Origin of the sequence: Kribbella sp. CCNWLW201 (genome assembly GCF_037203805.1) — a bacterium.
Taxonomy (GTDB): Bacteria; Actinomycetota; Actinomycetes; order Propionibacteriales; family Kribbellaceae; genus Kribbella.
In genome coordinates, this window is sequence record NZ_JBBCBQ010000011.1 from 251,312 (window position 1) to 268,799 (window position 17,488).

The 17,488-nt window shown below is 69.2% G+C and carries 16 protein-coding genes; 11 read left to right on the plus strand and 5 right to left on the minus strand.

Features of this window, described 5'->3' with window-relative positions; genetic code table 11:
- The first annotated feature begins 58 nt into the window (after positions 1-58).
- The 3 genes from V9K99_RS35575 to V9K99_RS35585 all read left to right on the plus strand — a co-directional run bounded on the left by V9K99_RS35575 (position 59) and on the right by V9K99_RS35585 (position 4,151).
- On the plus strand, positions 59-1,174 hold the full coding sequence (locus V9K99_RS35575; RefSeq protein WP_337012001.1) for a DUF917 domain-containing protein: 1,116 nt from the start codon (positions 59-61) through the stop codon (positions 1,172-1,174).
- A gap of 294 nt (positions 1,175-1,468) precedes the next feature.
- Positions 1,469-2,545: a DUF917 domain-containing protein gene (locus tag V9K99_RS35580; protein ID WP_337012003.1), complete on the plus strand. Its 1,077-nt coding sequence runs from the start codon at positions 1,469-1,471 to the stop codon at positions 2,543-2,545.
- Positions 2,546-2,627: 82 nt separating this feature from the next.
- Positions 2,628-4,151 carry a helix-turn-helix domain-containing protein gene (locus tag V9K99_RS35585; protein WP_337012005.1) on the plus strand — a complete coding sequence of 508 codons (1,524 nt, stop codon included), beginning with the start codon at positions 2,628-2,630 and terminating at the stop codon, positions 4,149-4,151.
- A 169-nt stretch (positions 4,152-4,320) separates the two neighbouring features.
- On the opposite strand, the gene V9K99_RS35590 is transcribed toward V9K99_RS35585, so the two are convergent.
- From V9K99_RS35590 to V9K99_RS35600, 3 genes are read right to left on the minus strand one after another with little or no spacing between them, the layout of a single operon-like run.
- On the minus strand, positions 4,321-5,283 hold the full coding sequence (locus V9K99_RS35590; RefSeq protein ID WP_337012007.1) for an aldo/keto reductase: 963 nt from the start codon (positions 5,281-5,283) through the stop codon (positions 4,321-4,323).
- Positions 5,280-6,032 carry an SDR family NAD(P)-dependent oxidoreductase gene (locus V9K99_RS35595; protein WP_337012009.1) on the minus strand — a complete coding sequence of 251 codons (753 nt, stop codon included), beginning with the start codon at positions 6,030-6,032 and terminating at the stop codon, positions 5,280-5,282. Before V9K99_RS35595 ends, V9K99_RS35590 begins: the two co-directional genes overlap by 4 nt.
- Positions 6,011-7,345: an L-fuconate dehydratase gene (locus V9K99_RS35600; RefSeq protein WP_337012011.1), complete on the minus strand. Its 1,335-nt coding sequence runs from the start codon at positions 7,343-7,345 to the stop codon at positions 6,011-6,013. The genes V9K99_RS35595 and V9K99_RS35600 overlap by 22 nt, the downstream gene beginning before the upstream one ends.
- 197 nt (positions 7,346-7,542) lie before the next feature.
- Between V9K99_RS35600 and folP the strand changes: the two genes are divergently transcribed.
- From folP to V9K99_RS35615, 3 genes are read left to right on the plus strand one after another with little or no spacing between them, the layout of a single operon-like run.
- The gene (gene folP, locus V9K99_RS35605) at positions 7,543-8,424 is read left to right on the plus strand and encodes a dihydropteroate synthase (protein ID WP_337012013.1); all 882 of its coding nucleotides are present in this window, start codon (positions 7,543-7,545) and stop codon (positions 8,422-8,424) included.
- Complete coding sequence (locus tag V9K99_RS35610) at positions 8,424-9,149, plus strand: pyrimidine reductase family protein (protein ID WP_337012015.1); 726 nt, start codon at positions 8,424-8,426, stop codon at positions 9,147-9,149. Before folP ends, V9K99_RS35610 begins: the two co-directional genes overlap by 1 nt.
- 2 nt (positions 9,150-9,151) lie before the next feature.
- On the plus strand, positions 9,152-9,943 hold the full coding sequence (locus V9K99_RS35615; protein WP_337012017.1) for a class III extradiol dioxygenase subunit B-like domain-containing protein: 792 nt from the start codon (positions 9,152-9,154) through the stop codon (positions 9,941-9,943).
- 780 nt (positions 9,944-10,723) lie between these two features.
- Here the strand turns inward: V9K99_RS35615 and V9K99_RS35620 are convergent.
- Entirely contained in the window at positions 10,724-11,386 is a 663-nt protein-coding gene (locus V9K99_RS35620; protein ID WP_337011436.1) for a hypothetical protein, read from the minus strand.
- Positions 11,387-11,431: 45 nt separating this feature from the next.
- Positions 11,432-12,412 carry an ABC transporter substrate-binding protein gene (locus tag V9K99_RS35625; protein ID WP_337011438.1) on the minus strand — a complete coding sequence of 327 codons (981 nt, stop codon included), beginning with the start codon at positions 12,410-12,412 and terminating at the stop codon, positions 11,432-11,434.
- A gap of 76 nt (positions 12,413-12,488) precedes the next feature.
- Between V9K99_RS35625 and V9K99_RS35630 the strand changes: the two genes are divergently transcribed.
- From V9K99_RS35630 to V9K99_RS35650, 5 genes are all read left to right on the plus strand, one after another.
- Positions 12,489-13,517, plus strand: a complete 1,029-nt coding sequence (locus V9K99_RS35630; RefSeq protein WP_337011440.1) for a FecCD family ABC transporter permease — start codon at positions 12,489-12,491, stop codon at positions 13,515-13,517.
- Complete coding sequence (locus V9K99_RS35635) at positions 13,517-14,569, plus strand: FecCD family ABC transporter permease (protein ID WP_337011442.1); 1,053 nt, start codon at positions 13,517-13,519, stop codon at positions 14,567-14,569. The genes V9K99_RS35630 and V9K99_RS35635 overlap by 1 nt, the downstream gene beginning before the upstream one ends.
- Positions 14,570-14,572: 3 nt before the next feature.
- Positions 14,573-15,346 carry an ABC transporter ATP-binding protein gene (locus tag V9K99_RS35640; RefSeq protein WP_337011444.1) on the plus strand — a complete coding sequence of 258 codons (774 nt, stop codon included), beginning with the start codon at positions 14,573-14,575 and terminating at the stop codon, positions 15,344-15,346.
- Complete coding sequence (locus V9K99_RS35645) at positions 15,343-16,002, plus strand: (2Fe-2S)-binding protein (protein ID WP_337011446.1); 660 nt, start codon at positions 15,343-15,345, stop codon at positions 16,000-16,002. Before V9K99_RS35640 ends, V9K99_RS35645 begins: the two co-directional genes overlap by 4 nt.
- A gap of 145 nt (positions 16,003-16,147) precedes the next feature.
- Positions 16,148-17,374, plus strand: coding sequence for a glutamate-cysteine ligase family protein (locus V9K99_RS35650; protein ID WP_337011448.1), 1,227 nt, complete (start codon positions 16,148-16,150; stop codon positions 17,372-17,374).
- Positions 17,375-17,488 lie beyond the last annotated feature (114 nt).

The following is a 17,488-nucleotide window of genomic DNA, read 5'->3' on the forward strand; positions in this document are numbered from 1 at the left end:
CCATTCAACACAGCGCGATTCGTGCCTCATGCCCGCCCGGAGCGAAGCGAGGACGGGCATGAGTTGGGAGTTGGGGATCGAGCATCTGCGGGATCTCGCGCGCGGGGCGGCGATTCTCGGGACCGGGGGCGGCGGGGATCCGCTGATCGGGCGGTTGCTGGTCGAGCAGGCGATCCGGGAGCACGGGCCGGTGACCGTGCTCGACCCGGACGAACTCGACGACGACGCCTTCGTCATCCCGACCGCGCAGATGGGTGCGCCGACCGTGATCGTGGAGAAGATCCCGCGCGGCAGCGAACCCGTCGGCGCGCTGCGGGCCCTCGAACGCCACCTCGGCCGCACCGCCGACGCGACCATGCCGATCGAGTGCGGCGGCATCAACTCGATGATCCCGCTGCTGGTCGCCGCCCGGACCGGCCTCCCGGTGGTCGACGCCGACGGCATGGGCCGCGCGTTCCCGGAGCTCCAGATGGAGACGTTCTCGGTGTACGGCGTACCAGGGTCGCCGATGGCGATCGCGGGTGAGCACGACGAGACGATTGTCATCGATACAGGTGTCGACAATCGACAGATGGAGTGGCTGGCCCGCGGCATCACCATCCGGCTCGGCGGGGTCGCGCACATCGCCGAGTACTCGATGACGGGCGCCGACGTGAAGCGCACCGCCGTACCGCGGACGCTGTCCCTCGGCCTGTCCCTCGGCAGGGCGGTCCGTGAGGCGCGCGAGTCGCACAGTGATCCGGTCGAGGCTGTGCGTACGGCGCTCGCTCCGACGCTGTACAACCACTTGCGCGTGTTGTTCCGCGGCAAGGTGGTCGACGTCGAGCGCCGTACCGTCGAAGGCTTCGCTCGCGGCCGGGCCCGGTTCACGTCGTACGACGGCACTTCCACGCTGGAGCTCCGCTTCCAGAACGAGAACCTGGTGGCGGAGGTCGACAATCAGATTGTCTGCACCGTGCCTGACCTCATTTGTGTGCTGGAGGCGGACACCGCGGAGCCGATCACCACCGAGGGCCTGCGCTACGGCCAACGGGTCACCGTCGTCGGCATCTCCACCCCTGACCTGATGCGGACACCCGAAGCACTGGCGGTCTTCGGCCCGTCATGCTTCGGACTGGACGTCGAGTTCAGCCCAGTCGAACGCCTCACCGACACCTTCCTCACCACCCCCTGATCCTCGGCCCACCGAGCGACCCCTCCACGGTGGGCCGAGGTTCCACCCGCCCCCCACCTGCCGGGAGCTCAGCGGTTGCCCTCCCAGATCGGGGGTTGCCTGCCGAGATTCCCACTGGGCAACCCCCGATCTCGGTGGGCAACCTACGATTCCGCGCGCGCCCCGGGTGTGTGCTGGACGCGCCGCACTCACCAACTGCCTGGTCCCGGGGCGCAGCAGGCTCGGCCGACAGGTGACATGGGTGGTTTGGCGCGTTTGGTGAGTGGGGGAGGTCCGCGGTGACATCATCAGCGCATGGCGACGGTCATCCGGGAGCGGGATCTGGAGGCGCTGGTCGTCGGCGTCACTCTGCTGGGGTCCGGAGGTGGCGGCGACAGCCGGGCCTTCGGGCGGATCCTGCAGCGGCGGCTGGGGTCTGATGATCTGGAGCTGCTGGACGCGTCAGACGTTGCCGACGGCTACCTGAGCCCAGTCGGCGTGGTCGGTGCGACCAGTGTGCTCACCGAGAAGCTGCCGAGTGGCAGTGAGTTCGCCACCGCTGTGCAAGCTGTCAGCCGCTGGACCGGTCAGCGAGTGGACGGGCTGATGTCGCTCGAGGCGGGCGGGCTGAACGGACTCAGCGCACTGGTCGCTGCGGTCGACCAGGGCCTGCCGTTCGTCGACGCGGACCTGATGGGCAGAGCGCTGCCGCGACTCGACCAGTTCTCCTGGGCGGTGGCGGGGCGCTCGTTGACCCCGTGTGCGTTGAGTGAACCAGGCGGTCAGGTCGTTGTCGTCGACAACATCGATCCGGCCGGACTGGAGCGCGCCGTACGCAGCTTCGTCGTACACACCGGTGGTTGGGCAGTGCTGGCGCTCGCGCCGACCCCTGCGGTGGCCGCGACCTCCGATGCGGTCAACGGCAGCCTGGCGAGGGCTCTCGAGCTCGGCCGGGTACACGCCGCCCTCCCCGTCTCGGCCGCACCCAGCGACGTGGCTGAAGCTCTCGGCGGACGACTCCTGGGCGACGGCCGAGTCGACGAGGTCGCGAGGTACGGCGGTCGGTCGCACGGCCCGGGTGGTGCGTTCGGGCGGGGGACTGTCTGCGTTGTGGACGAGCCGAGTCGCGCGGTGGTCCGGATCGAGACAGAGAACGAGTATCTGCTGGCGATGGTCGACGGAGAGCCAGTGGTAACCACACCGGACCTGGTGTGCGTGCTGGACCGACGGACCTTGCAGCCGATCGCGGTCGACGCCATTCGCTCCGGTGACGAGGTGCTGGTGCTCGCGTTGCCAGGGCCGGACTGGTGGCGGCACGGCGAGCGTCTCGCTCACGTCGGTCCACGGGCCTTCGGCCTGACCTGCGACCCACTGCTGCTGGAGGCATCGTGACTGTGCTGAACGCCACGCCTCCGGCGCCGGGCTCATGGGGCTTCGACGGGCCTTCCCTCCTCAGTCCAGGCCGGGAGGCGCCATGACCGGGCTGGCGGCGATGCTGACGTCTCCCGGGTGGCGGGACGTCGTCGTACTGGGTGGTGGACAAGAGCCTGGGCCTTCGTTGGCGGGATCGCGGGTGTTGATGGATGTCGCTGGGCATCCGGCACCGATGGCGGGTGAGTTGCTCGTCGTACTGCTGGCGTCGGACCACACCGACTGGCGGATCGATGCTCTGATCAGCAGAGCGTCGGCAGCGGGTGCAGCAGCCGTACTGCTTGCCGGTGTGGAGCCGCTGGGGCGTGGTGCTCAGCTACTGGCCGAGCGGCTGCAGTTGCCGGTGCTGGGCAGTCCGGATCCGCTCGCCGCCCACGAGTACCTCAACAGGGTGACGGCCGAGCCTGATCTCGTCCGGGCGGACCTGGTGCTGCGGGCCGTGACCGCGTTGCGGCGGTCGGACGGTGAGCTGGACTCGGTGCTGCGTACGACGTCCGCCGTACTGGAGCGACCGGTGACACTGGCGGGCTCTGACGGTGGCACGTTGGCGGGGGAGCCGCTTGACCCTGAAGAGCGTCCTGCACTCGTTGCTGCGTTGCCTGCTGTCCCGGTGGCGTGGGCAGCGCCGTACCGGGTGGATCTGGCGAGTGGTGTCGTGCTGATCGCGGTGTCTGTGCTTGGGGCGGGTCCTGCGTGCTGGTTGGTGGCTCGGCTGCCTGGTGTGGTGCCGGCCGAGGTTGCCGCCGTACCTGCTGTGCTGACGGTGGTTGCACCCGCTGTTGGGCAGCGGCTGGCGTTGCGGCGGCTGGAGTTGGAGCGAGACGCTCGACAACGTACGTCGTTACTGGGGGAGTTGCTGCACGGTGAGCCGTCGGAGGCGACGCGGCGACGTGCGGTCGACCTCGGCTGGCAGCTGGATGGGTGGCATACCGGCATCCGCATCGGTGCCGACGGACAGGTGGACGTCGCTGGTCGTCGTACCGATGTAGTCGAAGCCTTTGACGCAGAGGGCCTGCAGGCAGTTGTTGTCGAGCAGGGCGATGGCTGGTCCGCGTGGATCACCGCTGCACGCGAGCCGACTGCCACCGAGGTCCAGCAACAGGCCGCAGCCATCCGCCGCGTCCAACGCCGCCTGGTGCAGACCGTCGACGCCTACGTGGGCGTAGGCCGCGTCCAACCCGGTCCCAGTGGCATCGCCACCTCCCTCGCCGAAGCAGGCGACGCCGCCGGCCTGGCCCGCGGCCGCCCCGAAACCGGCCGCTTCCTCCACGTAGACCGACTCGGCTTGGCCCAGTTGTTGCTGGCCTGGACCCGCACCGACACCTTCCAACCAGCAGCCAGAGCCCTCCTGGCCCCCATCCAAGACCAACCAGGCGACCTGGTCGGCACCCTGGCCGCCTACCTCGACACCGAATCCTCCCTGGCCGAAACCGCCGCCGTCCTAGGCATCCACCGCAACACAGTCTCCGCCCGCATCACCAAGATCCAGCAACTCCTAGGCGTAGACCTCTCCAACTCCGACGAACGCCTAGCCCTCCACCTAGCCTGCCGAACCGCCCGCGACTAGGACCACAGACCGTCGCCGAACCGGGACCTGGGACGGGAACTCGTGGGCTGGGACCCTGCGCCCGAACCGGGACCTGGGACCGGAACTCGTGAGCTGGGACCTGGAATTGCCGCCAGCTCTCCAGAAGCTGTCTCAGCTCCCGGCTTCCGGCCCGGATCGGCCGCGAGTGTTACGGCGTTGGGGCGTCTTCGCGGAGCAGGCCGGCGGATTTCAGGTCGGACCAGAGGGCGGTGGGGACCTCGACTCGGGTTAGGGCTGCGTTGGTGTGGACTTCTTCGGGGGTTCGGCAGCCTACGGCTATGCCGGCTACGGCGGGGTGGGCCAGCGGGAAGGCCAGGGCAGCGGCCGGCAACGTCACTCCGTGGGACTCGCAGATGTCGGCGAGTTTGTTGGCCTTGTCGACCAGGGCTGCGGCGGCCGGTTCGTAGTTGAAGGTGGCGCCGGGGGCGGGACGGGGCTGGGAGAGGAGGCCGGAGTTGAAGATGCCTACGGCAACTACCTGGACGTTGTTGTCCAGGCAGGCGGGGAGTACGTCGTCCAGGCCGTCGGGGTCGATCAGGGTGTAGCGGCCGGCCAGCATGATCACGTCGATGTCGACCTCGCGGACGAACCGGGTCAGCATCGCGGTCTGGTTCATGCCGGAGCCGATGGCGCCGATCACGCCCTGGTCGCGGAGTTCGATCAGCGTCGGGAACGCGGTGGCGACGGCCTCGTCGAAGTGGTCGTCGGGGTCGTGGACGAAGACGACGTCGAGGCGGTCGGTGCCGATCCGGTGCAGCGAGTCGTCGATGCTCTGCAGCACCCCGTCGCGGCTGAAGTCCCAACGCCGCCGACGCTTCGACGTGACCGCGAACCCCTCGTCATCAGGCGCATCGGACTCGGCCGAGTAGATGATCCGCCCAACCTTGGACGACAGTACGAAGGAAGAACGCGGCTTCCCGGCGAGGCCCGCGCCGAGGCGCTCCTCGGCCAGACCGAGCCCGTAGTGCGGTGCCGTGTCGAAGTACCGCCAGCCCTCGTCCCACGCGGCTTCCACTGTGGCGGTCGCCTCGGCGTCGGTGATCGGCGTGAACAACCCGGCCAGCGGCGCACCGCCGAGCCCGACTCGCTGATCATCCGGGAACAGCTTCATGACCGAGCCGCCGGGAGCCGGAGGTTCTGCATCCCGCCGTCGACGGCAAGCGCCGTACCAGTGGTGGAACCCGACAACGGGCTGGCCAAATAGGCGATCGCGTGCGCCACTTCATCGGCCGAGACCAACCGGCCCATCGGCTGACGAGCCTCCAGAGCGGCCCGCTCCGCCGCCGGGTCGTCGGCCACCTCGAGCAAGCGGCCGACCCACGGCGTGTCCGCCGTACCGGGGTTCACGCAGTTCACCCGGATGCCTTCGCGGACGTGGTCGGCGGCCATTGCCATGGTCAGAGCCAGTACGGCGCCTTTGCTCGCCGAGTACAACGCCCGATTCGGGAGGCCCGCGGTGGCGGCGATCGAGCAGGTGTTCACGATCGCGGCGGCCGAGGACTTGCGCAGGTGCGGCAGCGCGGCCCGCGTGACCCGGGCGATCCCGACCACGTTGACGTCGAAGACGCGGTGCCATTCCTCGTCGGAGTTGGCCGCGACCGTGCCCTGTGCGCCGATGCCGGCGTTGTTCACCACGATGTCGATGCCACCGAGTTGCAGCGCGGCCGCGGCGACCGCGTCGCGGACCGACGTGTCGTCGGTGACGTCCGTGGCGATCCCGGTCAGTGGCTCGGCGACGTCAGGCTTGAGGTCGAACACGACCACCTGCGCACCCCGGGCGGCCAACAGCGAGGCGGCCGCGAGTCCGATGCCCGAAGCGCCTCCGGTCACCACGGCCTTCAGGCCGGCGAAGTCGCGCACTTGTTCTCCTTAGTCAGATCGGTCCAGATCTTGCCACTCGGGTAGCGGAAGTCAGCCAGCGTCTCAGCATCCATCTCGGCCCCGAACCCCGGCTTCAGCGGTGCGACGTAATGACCGTCCTCGATCACCACCGGGTCCAGGAAGTGCTCGTGCAGATGGTCGACGTACTCGATCACGCGGTCCTCGATCGACCCGCTCACCGCCACATAGTCGAACATCGACAGGTGCTGGACCAGCTCGCACAGCCCGACCCCGCCGGCGTGCGGGCACACCGGTACGCCGAACTTCGCCGCCAGCAACAGGATCGCGATGTTCTCGTTCACCCCGGCGACCCGGGCGGAGTCGAGTTGGAGCACCGACAGTGACCCGGCCTGGAGCATCTGCTTGAAGACGACCCGGTTCTGCACGTGCTCACCGGTCGCGACCCGGATCGGCGCGATCCCCTTGGCGATGGCCGCGTGCCCGAGCACGTCGTCCGGGCTGGTCGGTTCCTCGACCCACCAGACGTCGTACGGCGCCAGCGCCTTGATCCAGGTGATCGCGTCGGCCACGTCCCAGCGCTGGTTGGCGTCGATGGCGATCCGGATGTCCGGACCGACCGCCTCGCGGGCCAGCCGCATCCGCCGTACGTCGTCGTCCAGGTTCGCGCCGACCTTCAGCTTGATCTGGGTGAACCCCTCGGCCACGGCTTCGTGACAGAGCCGGACCAGCTTCGCGTCGTCGTACCCGAGCCAGCCGGGCGTGGTCGTGTACGCCGGGTAACCGCGCTCACGCAGGGCCGCTTCACGCTCGGCGCGGCCGGCCTCCGCGGCCTGCAGGACCTCGAGCGCCTCCGCCGGGGTGAGCGCGTCGGTGAGGTAGCGGAAGTCGATCAGGTCGACGATCTGCTCCGGCGTCAGGTCGGACAGCAGCTTCCACAGCGGTACGCCGGCCCGCTTGGCGGCCAGGTCCCAGACCGCGTTGACGACAGCGCCGATCGCCATGTGCATGACGCCCTTCTCCGGGCCGAGCCAGCGCAGCTGCGAGTCGTGCACCAGCGACCGCCAGAACCCGCCGAGATCCTTGAGCGTCGCGTCGACGTCCAGGCCGATCACGTGGTCGCGGAGCGCCTCGATCGCCGCGGTCTGGACGTCGTTGCCGCGGCCGATGGTGAACGCGAACCCGTGCCCCTCCAGTCCGTCGTCGGCGTCGGTCCGCAGGATCAGGTACGCCGCCGAGTAGTCCGGGTCGGTGTTCATCGCGTCGGAGCCGTCCAGGTCCAGCGACGTGGGGAAGCGGACGTCGTACGTCTCTAACTCGGTGAATCGTGGCATCAGGACCCGATCTGCAGCTGTGGGCGGACTGTCGCGAGGAATCCTATAGGATATGTGCCGACTTGGGCAGTGGTGGCGGATCTGCGGCACTCACCAACCACGCATGGCTGCCAGTGGTGCACGCTCGGGCATAGACCGGGGCCGGGCCGTTCGCAGGGTTGGTGAGTGGTGGGGGTCCGGCGACTAGAGTCGGTGCCGTGGCGGACGAGCGCGGCGGGGTATTGCGGCTGGGAAGCCGGTCGTTCGGCGTGGGCGAATTCGCGCTGATGGCGATCATCAACCGGACCCCGGACTCCTTCTTCGACCGTGGGGCGACCTTTGCGACCGATGCGGCGTACGAGGCGATCGACAAAGCCGTCGCGGACGGTGCGGATCTGGTCGACATCGGCGGTGTCAAGGCCGGGTACGGCGAACCCGTGAGCGAGGACGAAGAGCTCCGCCGGACCGTGGATTTCGTCGCCGGAATCCGCGCCCGGCACCCCGATCTGGTGATCAGCGTCGACACCTACCGCAGCGGCGTCGCCCGCAAGGTCGCGGAGGCCGGCGCCGACCTCATCAACGACACGTGGGCAGGCGCTGACCCTGAGTTGGCCGCGGCCGCCGCCGAGTTCGGCACCGGACTGGTCTGCAGCCACGTCGGCGGCCTCTCGCCCCGCACCGATCCACACCGGATGGCGTACGACGACGTGGTCGCCGATGTGATCCGTACGACGACCGCCCTCGCCGACCGCGCGGTCGCCGCCGGAGTCCGGCCGGACGGGATCCTGATCGACCCCACCCACGACTTCGGCAAGAACACCCTGCAGTCGCTGGAACTCACCCGCCGCCTGGACGAACTGGCCGCCACCGGCTGGCCGGTCCTGGTCGCGGTGTCGAACAAGGACTTCATCGGCGAGACCCTGGAGTTGCCGCCGGGGCAGCGAGGAAACGGGACACTGGCCGCGCTCACCATCTCCGCCTGGCTCGGTGCCCGGGTCTTCCGGGTCCACGACGTACCGGCGGCACGCCAGGCGCTCGACTTTGTCGCCGTACTGCGGAAGACCGCACAACCAGCCGGAACCCGAAGGAGTCTCGCCTGATGCGTCGACTGGAAGACCTCACGGACGCGGATCTCGCGGCGGCCTACGAACCCGCCGACCGGTCGGTACCGCACCTGCGCGCGAACTTCGTCAGCAGCCTGGACGGCGCGGTCGAGATCGACGGCCAGTCCAAGGCGCTGTCGAGCGACTCGGACAGCCGGTTGTTCAGCCGGATCCGGATGCTGGCCGATGTGGTGATGGTCGGCGCCGGGACGATCCGGGACGAGGGGTACAACCCACTCCGCCTGTCGGCGGCGAGCAGGGAGTGGCGGCGGGCGTCCGGGCTGCCGGAGAACCCGACGCTGGTGGTCGTCTCGTCCCGGCTGGAACTGAGCCCGGTGAACCCGATCTTCCAGTCCGCCGTACGGCCGATCGTGGTCACGCACTCCGCGTCACCGCCGGAACGTCGGTCGGCGCTGGGCGAGGTGGCCGAGGTACTGGTTCTGGGCGCGGCTGCGGTCGATCTTCCGGCGGTTGTGAAGGAGCTGGGGGAGCGGGGGTTGCCGCAGATCCTGTGTGAGGGCGGTCCGCATCTGCTGGGGTCGCTGACCGAGGTCGATCTCGTCGACGAGCTGTGTCTGTCGCTGGCGCCGATGCTGGCCGGTCCGGGGGCTGGGCGGATCACGGCCGGTCCGGAGACGACGTTGACTCGGCGGATGACGCTGACTTCGGTGCTGACGGCGGACGACGGGTACGTGTTCCTGCGCTACCTACGGGAGGCGTAGGCGTGCCCGTCGTCAGCGCCGCGGTCTGCCCGCACCCGCCGCTACTCGTCCCAGAGGTCGCCTCAGGCGCTGCCTCCGAGCTAGACGACCTCCGCGCCGCCTGCTTGGCCGCAATCGAGCCCCTGTCCGCAGCAGACAAGGTCCTGGTCATCGGCTCCACCGCTCCCCGCCGCTTCACGGACGGCGCTTCCGGTGGGTCGGTGGGCGGCTTCGGTGGGTATGACAGCTCGGCCAGCGAGTCCTTTGGCGCCTATGACGGGGCGGCCGGTGGGGCCTTTGCCGTGTACGACGGCGCGGCTGGTGGGTCGTTTGGTGCGTACGGCGCTCCCGGGGTGAGGGTGGGGATCGGCGACCCGGTGCTGCCCTTGTCGCTGGCGATGGGCGCATGGCTCATCGAGCAGACCAAGGCCGCCGACCTGCCCCGCTCCTACCTCTCTGTGCCGACGGACACACCGCCGGAGCGCTGCCTCGAACTCGGCCGAGAAATTGCCGCAGGCAACGATCGGATCGGTCTGCTGGTGATGGGAGACGGCTCAGCCCGCCGCAGCGAACACTCACCCGTCCACCTCCACCCCCGCGCCGAGATCTTCGACACCACAGTCGCCAACGCCTTGCACCACGCCGACTCCGCCGTACTAGCAGCCCTGGACCCAGACCTAGCCGCCGACCTCCAAGCCGCCGGCCGCGCCCCCTGGCAAGTACTCGCAGGAGCCCTGGAAACCGGCCTATCCGGCAACCTCACCTACCACTCCGCCCCCTACGGCGTCGGCTACCTAGTAGCCACCTTCACCTAACCCACCCGCCCGCCCCGACCCCACCCGCACCCGTCCGCCCCCGGCCCGCACCCGTCCGGCCCCGGCGCCTCGCCCGCACCCGGCCGCCCTCGGCCCCGTCCGCCCCCGGCCCGCACCCCCGGCCGGACCCGTCCGGACCCGTCCGGACCCGTCCGGACCCGTCCGGACCCGGCCGGACCCGGCCGCGCCTGCCCCCGGCCCGCCCTTGTGCATTTGAGGGGATATCCGGCTCTCCTGCTTGATGTGTGGGTGATCTGTCCGCACCGGGCGCGGGCTGGCGCCACCAGTCCGCGGGAAGGCCACCAGCACAGGGGGGTGGCCCGTTCAGTAGGAGGGTTGCCCACTCAGAATTTGAGTGGGCAACCCTCCACCTTGATGGGCAACCCCCTGACATGAGGCTCCGCTCGCCGCACGCCAGTCCCCGGGGGCTGCGAGTCGGCAGTGGGGTGGCCGGTGACGTGGTGGTCCCAGGTGCGGCGGCGTACCGATCGACGGGTAGTGGTCAGGTGCCTGGTAGTGCAGCTGAGCGGGGGTGGTGCCCGCGCGTACGTCGTAGCGGGGTGCACTACCCGTTCGTCGGTACACGCACCGGAACGTGCGACTGGTGCTGGGCATCGAGGGGTCCGTTGAGGGTGCCGTGAGGATAGAGCAGGAACTGATGGGCGGGGACCTGCTACTTCCTGTCCCAGGTCACCGTTGACAACCTCTCCTGTCTCAGGTCACCGTGCCGTGTCACCCCGGGCACGCTCGATCCACCCACACATACGGCAGAAGAGGCGGTTATCCCCTCGAATGCCAGCTAGGGGACTCGATTGGGATGGGGGGCCAGCGGGGGGCGGTGTTGGCTAGGTCGTTGCGGTTGGCTGCGCGTAGTTGGGTGATCAGGTCGGCGCGGGCTGCTTGTACGGCGGCTGCGGCGGCGTCGGCGGTGTTGTGGGGGCCGGACCAGTTGCAGGTGGCGTCGCCGGCGTACCAGTCGCCTGTGGTTGAGCGTCGTACGTGGGACGCTGCCAGCTGGGCGGCTGGGAGGTCGGTGTCGGCCAGTTGGATGACGGCGTCTACTGCGACCACGTCCGCGTTCAGGTCGAGGAGGGGTCGCAGTTCGACGGCGTCTGTGAGTACGAACTCGTAGCCCGCGGGTGCGCGTTCGGACAGCCAGGCGAGCGCCTGCAGGGCTGTCTCACGCAGGAGCTGCGCGTTGTCGGGGTCCGCGAGGGTGTGGACGCCGCACAGTCGCGTGTGGGTTGGCCGGAGCTCGTTCTGCCACAGGCGGACCTGCAACTCCTCGCGCCCGGACAGCCGCCGCCCGAGGATGCGAGCCAGGCCGACGACGTCGAAGTACAGCTCGTCCGGCGTCCGCTTCCGCCCTGGCTCCAGCGGCTCCCCGGGCAAGCTCCCACGCGTCGTCCAAGCACCGACATGCCACCGCGCCAGACCCGCCACGCCCCGACCCTACCCACCCCTCCGCACCGCCCCACCTCGAGCGCGTCAGGCGGACTTGGCTGGGGCTTCTACTTCGAAGGTTTTGGCCAGGTCGGTGAGGATTACCCAGGCGCCTTGGAGGCCGACGGCGGTCATCCAGGTGAGGTCGGGGACCTCGTGCACCTTGGGGGCCAGGGGCTTCCAGAGGGGGTTGGACTTGAACTGAGCGGCGGTTTTGGCGCTGAGGCCCTTCTCGTCGGCGTACTCGGTGACGAAGATGGCGTCGCCGTCGGCGTCCTTGATGCGTTCGGGGCTGATCTCGAGGGCGAAGTCCTCGACGTCCTGCGGCTTCGGGCGGGCCAGGTCGGCGTCCTTCAGGACGATGCCGGAGAAGCTCTTCTTCTGGTACAGCCGGGTCGGGCCGTCGACGAACCGGACGATCGAGATGGTCGGGTTGGAGGCCTTCGCGTTGATCGCGTCACCGACGGTCTTGGCGGCCTTCTCGTACGACGAGATCTCCTTCTCCGCCAGGTCTTCCTGACCGAGCGCCTTCGCCTCGAGCCGGATGTTGTCCTTCCAGGTCGGCCCGGTGGTCTCCGACATCACTGTCGGTGCAATCGCGGACAGCTGGTCGTAGAGCTTCTCGTGCCGGACCTTCGCGGTGATGATCAGGTCCGGGTCGAGTGCGGCGATCTTCTCCAGGTTCGGCTCGGCCAGCGTGCCGACGGCCTGCGCTTCGGAGCCGTACGTCGTCCTGTCCTCGCCGAGGTAGTCCGGCAGCTTCCCGTTGATGCTGCGGTAGTCGGTGTACCCGACGACCGGGGTGTCCAGGATCAGGGTGGCGTCGACGAAGCTGGCGTCGAGCGCGACCACGCGCTTCGGCTTGGTCGGGATCTCCGTCTTGCCCATCGCGTGTTCGACGGTCCGCGGGAAGCCTGCACCCGCCGATCCGGCCGCGTCCGGCGATTCGTCGTCGGAGGATCCGCCGCACCCGGTGAGGGCCAGGGCGGTCACAGCGAACAGGGCGGTCAGGCGGGGCAGGCGCACGGGTGTTCTCCTGGTCAGGACATGTCGCAGGTTAGGGTGGCTCACCACCCGAGTGAAGTAAGGCAACCCTAACCCTATGCGCTCCGCTGCCCCTGCCGCACGTCCGGTCGCCGGACCTCCGGTACGCCGTACCGTCGCGCTGCTGATCCTCGTCGTCGTTCTCGTGCTCGCCTTCGCGGCCAGTCTCGCGCTCGGCTCGCGGTGGCTCGGGCCAGGCGCGCTCTGGCACGCACTGACTGCCAACAGCGGGTCTGACGCTGACGTGATCGTCCGCAGCCTGCGCTTTCCCCGCACTGTGGTGGCCGTGCTGATCGGGATCTGCCTCGGCATCGCGGGTGCGTTGATGCAGGGGCACACGCGGAACGCGCTGGCCGAGCCGGGCATCTTCGGCGTGAGTTCGGGTGCCGCCTTTGCCGTCGTACTCGGTCTGCAGGTCGGTGTGGTCGAGTCGGTGTCGTCGACGGTGTGGGTCGCGCTCGGGGGAGCATTGCTCGCCACCTTCGGCGTGCAGCGGTTGGCGTCACGAGGGAGTGGGGCTTCGCCGGTTGGCTTGGCGCTGACTGGTGCCGCTGTGGCCGCGATGCTCGGTGCCGCGACGTCCGCGATCGTGCTGCTCGATGCGAACACGCTGGACAGCTATCGGTTCTGGGCGGTCGGTTCGGTGGCCGGTCGCGGGCTGGATGTCGCCGGGCAGGTGCTGCCGTTCGCTTTACTCGGTTTACTTCTTGCCTTGGTTAATGCACGCGACCTCGACCTCCTCGCGCTGGGCGACGATGTGGCCGCCGGCCTCGGGTTGTCGATCCGGTGCGCGCGGCTGGTCGGGCTGGCGTCGATCGGGTTGCTCACCGCGGCCGGGGTCGCGGCCTGCGGTCCGATCGGATTCCTTGGGTTGCTGGCCGGTCATGTCGCGCGCCGGATGTTCGGCGCCCGCAACATCTGGCTGATCCCCGCAGCTGGCCTGATCGGCGCGACGTCGCTCGTGCTGGCGGACTTGGTCGGTCGGCTCGTCGGCGGAGCCGGTGAGGTCCAGGCCGGCGTCGTACTCGGCATCGTCGGGGCGCCGCTGTTCGTGATCGTCGTACGACGTCGGGCGGTGGCCCTCTGATGCTGAAGCCCAATCCCAGCAAGGTGAACTCGCGGACGATCCTCCTCAGCGTGGTCTTCGCAGTCCTCGCAGTCGCCGTCGCCATGATCTCTCTGAGCGTCGGTACGACGAAATTGCCCGTGACGGATGTGGTCGAGGTGCTGCTCGGTGGTGGCCGCCGCGGTACCCGGCTGGTCGTCCTGGAGCTCCGCCTGCCCCGTGTCGCGACCGGACTGCTCGTCGGCATCGCGTTCGCCGTATCCGGCGCGCTCCTGCAAACCCTCTCCCGTAACGCGCTCGCCAGCCCGGACATCGTCGGCGTGAACTCAGGTGCATCCGCTGGTGCGGTGGCCGTGATCGTGCTCGCCGGCACTGGTGGCGGGAACATCTCGGGCGCCGCGGCGAAGGTCGGCATCCCACTGGCCGCCGTACTAGGTGGACTGCTCGCGACGCTGATCGTCGGTGCGCTGTCGATCCAGCGTGGGGTCGTGGACGCCGGTCGGGTGGTGCTGATCGGTGTTGGTATCGCAGCCGCCGCCAACTCGCTCGTGGCCTGGCTGCTGGTGATCGGTGATGTCAACGATGCCGGCCGAGCCGCCGCGTGGCTGGCCGGTTCGCTCAACGCTCGCGCGTGGAGTGACGCCGTACCGGTCTCGCTCGCTGTGCTGCTGTTGGTGCCGGTGGCGATGATGTTCAACCGGGACCTGTCCGCGCTGGCGCTTGGGGACGATGTCGCGTCGTCGCTGGGTGTGCGGGTGGCGCGGGTCCGGCTGGCGCTGCTCGTCATTGCGACCGTGCTGGCCGCAATGGCAACCGCAGGAGCCGGGCCAATCGCGTTCGTCGCACTGGTCGCACCACAGGTCGCGCTGCGGCTGACTCGGATGGAACGGCCGCCACTGCTGACAACCGCGATGCTCGGCGCGCTGTTCGTCGTATTGGCGGACCTGCTGGCTCGGAACGGGTTGCAGTGGTTGCAGGTCGGTCCGTACGAGCTGCCCGTCGGTGTGCTCACGGCCGCGGCCGGAGCGCCGTACCTGCTCTATCTCATCGGTCGTCAGCAGAAGGGACGCTGAACCGTGCACGTGGAGAACATCACCCTCGCGTACGGCGCTGATGCGCCGGTGGTGACCGGGTTGACACTGGAGGTGCCGGCCGGACGGCTGACCGCCGTGGTCGGGCCGAACGGGTCCGGCAAGTCGACGCTGCTGCGAGGGATGAGCCGACTGCTGACCCCACAGAGCGGTCAGGTCCTGCTGGACGGGAAAGACATCCACAAGCTGCCCGCTCGCGAGCTAGCCAGGAAGCTCGGCGTACTGCCGCAGGGGCCGGTGACACCGGAGGGGATCACGGCCGCCGAGCTGGTCTCGCGTGGGCGGCACCCGCATCGCGGTCTGTTCGGACGACTGACGGCTGAGGATGACACGGCCATCGACGAGGCACTGGCTGCTGTCGAGCTGACTGAGCTGCGAGAGCGGCAGGTCGACCAGCTGTCCGGCGGTCAGCGGCAGCGGGTGTGGATAGCGATGGTGCTGGCGCAGGGTACGCAGCACCTGCTGCTAGATGAGCCCACGACGTACCTGGACCTGGCACATGCGGTGGACGTGATGAACGTGGTCCACGCCGCCGCTGCCACCGGCCGGACCGTGGTGACCGTTCTGCACGACCTGACGCTGGCTGCCCAGTACGCCGACCACCTCGTGGTGATGGGGGAGGGCAAGATCGCGGCTGAGGGGCGACCGGTCGACGTACTGACCGAGGAGCTGCTGGACGACGTGTTCGGGCTGCAGGCCACTGTGGTCGAAGTCGGGGGCGCCCCAGTCGTCGTACCCGACCGTAGGCTGGCCGGGTGACGTACTCCGCTCGTCGCCTCGCCGACATCGTGGACGACACGGTGGCGTGGGTCTCTATGCGTATTGCGGACTCCGTGCCCGGGCCCGAGTGGGTGTCGTGCGCGGAGGTGGTCGCAGAGCAGCAGGCAGGCGGCGATCCGACGTACGAATGGCGGAAGGTCGTGCGGGAGGACTACGGGCGCGAGTACGCGATCGAGCCGCCGGTCCAGGTCGCGGCGATGATCACCTTGATGTGGTACGTCCAGGTGCCGTCGATCGTGGCGGGTGTGGCTGCCGCGGTGACGGGGATGTCACCTGATGTGTCGCCGGCCTCACTGGCGTTCCGGCGGCACCCGACCGCGCACTACCCGATGGAGATCGCTCTCCTCACGGACAGGGTTGTTACGGCTGGTGAGGCGGCCGCACAGCTCAACACGCACACGACGGCCTTTCTGGAGTCCTACCGGCCAGAGGTGAAACTCGGCTCACTCCAGCGGTACGGCGCGGTGAAGGACGAGCTCCGGCAGGCGATCCGGATGCCGGAGGAGGCGCCGTACGCCGATGAGGCCGCGGCAGCGTTCGAGGTGTCGCTGGATGAGAAGCTGCGGATCTCATGCTGCTACTTCTATGCACTTCCGAACATCAAAGCCTGCTCGACCTGCCCGCGATTCCGCTGAAAACCCGGCTTGTCCGGATCCGGCCGGAAACTGTCGGTGGGGCCAGGCACGATGCTGGGCATGACTTTTCCAGCAGGTACGGCGTCACCGACGGGTAACCCGCCGTCGGTTGTCCGGGCTTTGGTCCGGAGCTAGGTTCGCAGACGTGACCGCGTCCGGTGGTGTTCCGGCGACGACTCCGATCGGCTCTCGGGCCGACGCGGAGGGGTACGTCGCGATGGTCTGTTTCAAGCACGGTCCTCCGCAACTGCACGGCGTCGAGCTCGAGTGGACGGTGCACCATGCGGACGACCCGCGCCGGCCCCTCGACGCCGGTCAACTGAGCAAAGCCCTGGGCGTGCATGCGCCCGCCACCCTGGTCAGAGGCAGCCCGCAGCGGCCGCTCGGCCGGGGTGCTCTGGTCACGGTGGAGCCGGGTGGCCAGGTGGAGATCTCCGGCCCCGCCGCGGAGTCGATTCCCCGGCTGATCGACGACACCGCCGCCGACGCGGCCGAGCTGCTCTCCCTCCTTCTCGACGCGGACCTCGTCCCGGGCGACCATGGCCTGGACGCCTTCCGCGCACCTCGCCGGATCCTGACCGTTCCCCGCTACGCCGCGATGGAGGCCGCCTTCCAGCGCCTCGGCCCACACGGTCCACGGATGATGTGCAGCACGGCCGGCCTGCAGATCTGCCTCGACGCCGGCGAAGCAGATCAGACCGCTCTCCGGTGGCGGGCCCTGCACGATCTCGGCCCCGCCCTCGTCGCACTGTTCGCCAACTCCAGACGCCGCGCCGGCGCGGATACCGGCTGGGCCTCCGCGCGGACGGAGGCGACGTTCGGCACCTGCGCCCCGTTCACCGAGCCGCCATCGCTCGACGCCGACCCGGCCGCCGCGTGGGCCCGGATGGCGATGGAAGCGCCAGTGCTGTGCTTTCGACGCGGCGACAGCTGGGAGGCTCCGGCCGGACTGACGTTCGGCGCCTGGGCGGAGGGCGAGCTGCCTGGCGACAGACCGACGTACGACGATCTCGAATACCACCTGTCCACGCTGTTCCCGCCGGTCCGCCCACGTGGGTATCTCGAAGTGCGCTATCTCGACGCGCAGACCGGTGACGGGTGGATCGCCCCGACCCTGCTGCTCACCGCGCTGATGTCCGACGCAGTGCCCATCGACCAGGTGCTCGCCGCGGCTGAGCCGGCCGCCGGGCGCTGGTTCCCGGCCGCTCGCGAAGGTCTCGAGGACAAGTTGGTCCTCGACGCCGCCCGCGCCGTGGTCGACCTGGGTACCGAGGTTCTGGACCGGACCGGCGTGGACCCCGAACTCAGCGATCAGGTCGCGACCCGACTACATCGCATCGTCGACGACACCCAAAGAAGGCGAGCCTCATGACTGTGCTTTTGGCCGGGCCTTCGGCGCCGGCGGGGTCATGGGGCTTTGACTCCCGGCCTTCCCTCGTCGCTCCAGTCGCTTCGCTCCCTCCACTCCTCAGTCCAGGCCGGGAGG

Coding starts and splice junctions, on each gene's coding strand:
- V9K99_RS35600 (WP_337012011.1), bottom strand. CDS start 7,345: ATGCCACGATTCACCGAGTTAGAGACGTACGACGTCCGCTTCCCCACG.
- V9K99_RS35585 (WP_337012005.1), top strand. CDS start 2,628: ATGACCGGGCTGGCGGCGATGCTGACGTCTCCCGGGTGGCGGGACGTC.
- V9K99_RS35580 (WP_337012003.1), top strand. CDS start 1,469: ATGGCGACGGTCATCCGGGAGCGGGATCTGGAGGCGCTGGTCGTCGGC.
- V9K99_RS35590 (WP_337012007.1), bottom strand. CDS start 5,283: ATGAAGCTGTTCCCGGATGATCAGCGAGTCGGGCTCGGCGGTGCGCCG.
- V9K99_RS35575 (WP_337012001.1), top strand. CDS start 59: ATGAGTTGGGAGTTGGGGATCGAGCATCTGCGGGATCTCGCGCGCGGG.
- V9K99_RS35630 (WP_337011440.1), top strand. CDS start 12,489: ATGCGCTCCGCTGCCCCTGCCGCACGTCCGGTCGCCGGACCTCCGGTA.
- V9K99_RS35610 (WP_337012015.1), top strand. CDS start 8,424: ATGCGTCGACTGGAAGACCTCACGGACGCGGATCTCGCGGCGGCCTAC.
- V9K99_RS35635 (WP_337011442.1), top strand. CDS start 13,517: ATGCTGAAGCCCAATCCCAGCAAGGTGAACTCGCGGACGATCCTCCTC.